The 2908-nt window shown below is 66.4% G+C and carries 3 protein-coding genes; all 3 read right to left on the bottom strand.

The window, feature by feature from the left end:
* Positions 1–64: 64 nt before the first annotated feature.
* Complete coding sequence (locus WC493_RS22960; RefSeq protein WP_373068921.1) at positions 65–862, bottom strand: 2-keto-4-pentenoate hydratase; 798 nt, start codon at positions 860–862, stop codon at positions 65–67.
* A 10-nt stretch (positions 863–872) separates the two neighbouring features.
* A complete protein-coding gene (locus tag WC493_RS22955; RefSeq protein WP_373068919.1) occupies positions 873–2333 on the bottom strand; it encodes a 2-hydroxymuconic semialdehyde dehydrogenase in 1461 nt (486 codons plus the stop codon).
* A 16-nt stretch (positions 2334–2349) separates the two neighbouring features.
* The coding region (locus tag WC493_RS22950) for a VOC family protein (RefSeq protein WP_373068917.1) at positions 2350–2908 on the bottom strand (559 nt) is incomplete at its 5' end.

The raw sequence follows: 2908 nt of genomic DNA, 5'->3' as shown, positions 1-2908 counted from the left end.
GATCGCCTTGGCGAAACGCGCGGCATCGTCGACCAGGGTCGCGAGTTCGGTCAGAGACGTCATATCAGCGCCCTCCCTCGAAGCTGCAGCGGACATTGCCGAGCCCCGAAATACGCAATTCGATGGCATCCCCCGCCGCGACCGGGACGAGGGGTCCGAGCGAGCCGGACAGGATCGTGTCGCCGCGCTTCAGCGGACGGCCGACCTCCACCATCTTGCGCGCCAGCCACAGGGTCGAGACCAGCGGATTGCCGAGACAGGCGATGCCCGCGCCGGTCGCCACCGGATCGCCCTGGCGTTCCATCACCATGCCGCACAGCACGGGATCGAACTCGCCCAGCTTGCGCGGCTGGCTGCCGAGGACATAGAGACCCGAACTCGCGTTGTCGGCGATGGTGTCCAGGATCTTGATGTTCCAGTCGGCGATGCGGCTGCCCACGATCTCGATCGCGGCGACGGCATATTCGACCGCGTGCAGGACGTCGGCGAGGGTGAGGCCCTCGCCGTCGAGATCGTCGCCGAGATAGAAGGCGATCTCACCCTCGACCTTGGGCTGCAGCACCTGCGAGACCGGAATGGCCTCGCCGTCGCCGAAAGCCATGTCGGCGAACAACATGCCGTAATCGGGCTGGTTCAGCCCCAGCATGGTCTGCACCGCCTTCGAGGTCGCGCCGATCTTGCGGCCCGACAGGCCCCGGCCGTTGGTCAGCCAATATTGCGTATTGGCCTCCTGGATGGCGTAGGCGGTGGCGGCGTCGCCGCCCTCGACCCGCCCGGTGAGGGGCGCGATCGGGGTGGCGGTTTCATGGGCCTGGCGCAGCAAGGCTGCCGCTTCGGCCACGGACAGGATGGGTTGAGACACTCCGCGATCCTCAGAGTTTGATGCAGACGTTCGAGAGTTCGGTATAGAACTCCAGGCTGTGCACGCCCCCCTCGCGGCCGATGCCGGAGCGTTTGGAGCCGCCGAACGGCGTGCGCAGGTCCCGCAGGAACCAGCTGTTGACCCAGACGAGGCCCGCCTCGATACGGGACGCCACGCGGTGCGCCCGCGAGCCGTTCTCGGTCCAGATCGAACAGGCGAGACCGTAATCCGTATCGTTGGCCCGTTCCACCACCTCGTCCTCTTCGTCGAAGGGGCTGATGTGGCAGCAGGGGCCGAAGATTTCCTCGCGCATGATCGCGCTGTCGTCGCCAAGACCGGTCCAGATCGTCGGCTCGACCCAGGCGCCTTCGGCGAGGCTGCCCGGCATCTGCGGCACACCGCCGCCGATGATTTCCTGCGCCCCGAGTTCCCGAGCCTTCTGGTAGTAGGACAGAACCTTGCTCTGGTGTTCGCGGCTGACCAGCGGGCCCATGTTGGCGGCGGCATTGTCCGGCGTGCCGACCACGAGGCCGGCCGCGCCGGCCTTCAGGCGGGCAACGAATTCGTCGAACAGCGGGCGCTGCACGAAGACCCGCTCGGTGCCGAGACAGACCTGGCCGCAGTTGGCGAAGGCCGAGCGCATGGTGCCTTCGATCGCCTTGTCCATGTCGGCATCGGCGAAGACGATGGCCGGATTCTTGCCACCGAGTTCGAGCGAGACGGGACGGATACGCCCTGCCCCGGCCCGCATGATGGCGGCGCCCGTCCGGGTTTCGCCGGTAAAGGTGACGGCGTCTACACCGTCGTGGCTGGTCAGGAATTCGCCGGCGCTGCCCGGGCCGAAGCCGTGGACGACGTTGTAGACGCCCGGCGGCACGCCCGCCTCGTTCATCACTTCGCCGAGCAGGGTCGCCGTGCTCGGCGTTTCCTCGGACGGCTTCACGACGACGGTATTGCCGCAGGCGAGGGCCGGCCCGACCTTCCAGGTCATCAGGAGAAGCGGCAGGTTCCAGGGGCAGATCACGCCGATCACGCCCTTGGGCCGGCGCAGGGCGTAATTGACCGCGCCCGCGCCGTCCGGCGTGTCGAGGACGAAGCTTTCCGTCGGCACGTTCTTGACGAGATCGGCGAAGATCTTGAAGTTGGCGGCGCCGCGCGGAATGTCGATATGCCGCGCGAGGCTTTTCGGCTTGCCGGTGTCCCGGCATTCCGCTTCGAGGAATTCGTCGAAACGCCGGGTGATGCCGTCGGCGACCTTGTGCAGGATGGCGGCGCGTTCATGCACCGTCATCTTGCCCCACGGGCCCTTCAGCGCGCGGCGGGCGGCCTTCACGGCCGCGTCCACCTCGGCTTCACCCGCTTCGGCGACCATGGCGAAGACGCCATTGTCGCAAGGGTTGCGGTTCTCGAACCAGTCGCGCCCCTCGCGGAATTCGCCGTCGATGAAGTTGAGGGTCCTTGCCAGAGTCATTCTCTCACTCTCCAGATCAGGTCACGACCGTCATGAAACGATCGTTCAGCGCGCGCTCGTAATAGAAGATCGCCTTGCCCACCTCGTCGGTGCTCCAGGTCCGGACCGGATGGTCGGGATAGAAGGTGTAACCACCGGCGAAGACTTCGTTGCGATTGCCCGAGGGGTCGAAGAAATAGATCGTCTGGCCACGGGTGATGCCGTGCCGGGTCGGGCCGATGTCGACCGACATGTTGTAACGGCTCATGATATCGGCGGCATGGCCGACGTCGTGCCAGTCTTCCAGCAGGAAGGAGACATGGTGCAGCTTGCCCTTCTCCTCGTGGCGGACGAGGGCGAGGTCATGGGCCTTCATGCCGCAGGACAGGAAGGCGGCGATGACCGTGCCGTCCGGCGCCACCACCCGCTCGGTCAGGGCGAAGCCCAGCAGCCGGCAGAAGATGTCCATGGTGCCGTCGATGTCGTCGCCGTAAAGCAGGCAATGGTCGAAGCGCTGGACGCGCATCGCGCGCGGCTCGGCGTGCCACAGTTCGGGATTGTCGATCATCGGGCAGGCGTCGGACCGGCCCATGTTG

It is taken from the genome of Zavarzinia sp. (assembly GCF_041650655.1).
In the GTDB taxonomy this organism is placed as follows: Bacteria; Pseudomonadota; Alphaproteobacteria; order Zavarziniales; family Zavarziniaceae; genus Zavarzinia.
The sequence above is the reverse complement of the archived record's forward strand: the minus strand, read 5'-3'. Positions and strand labels throughout refer to the sequence as shown.

Bases quoted from the DNA above. Each gene is read 5' to 3' on its own strand.
- WC493_RS22955 (WP_373068919.1), bottom strand. From the start codon at position 2,333: ATGACTCTGGCAAGGACCCTCAACTTCATCGACGGCGAATTCCGCGAG.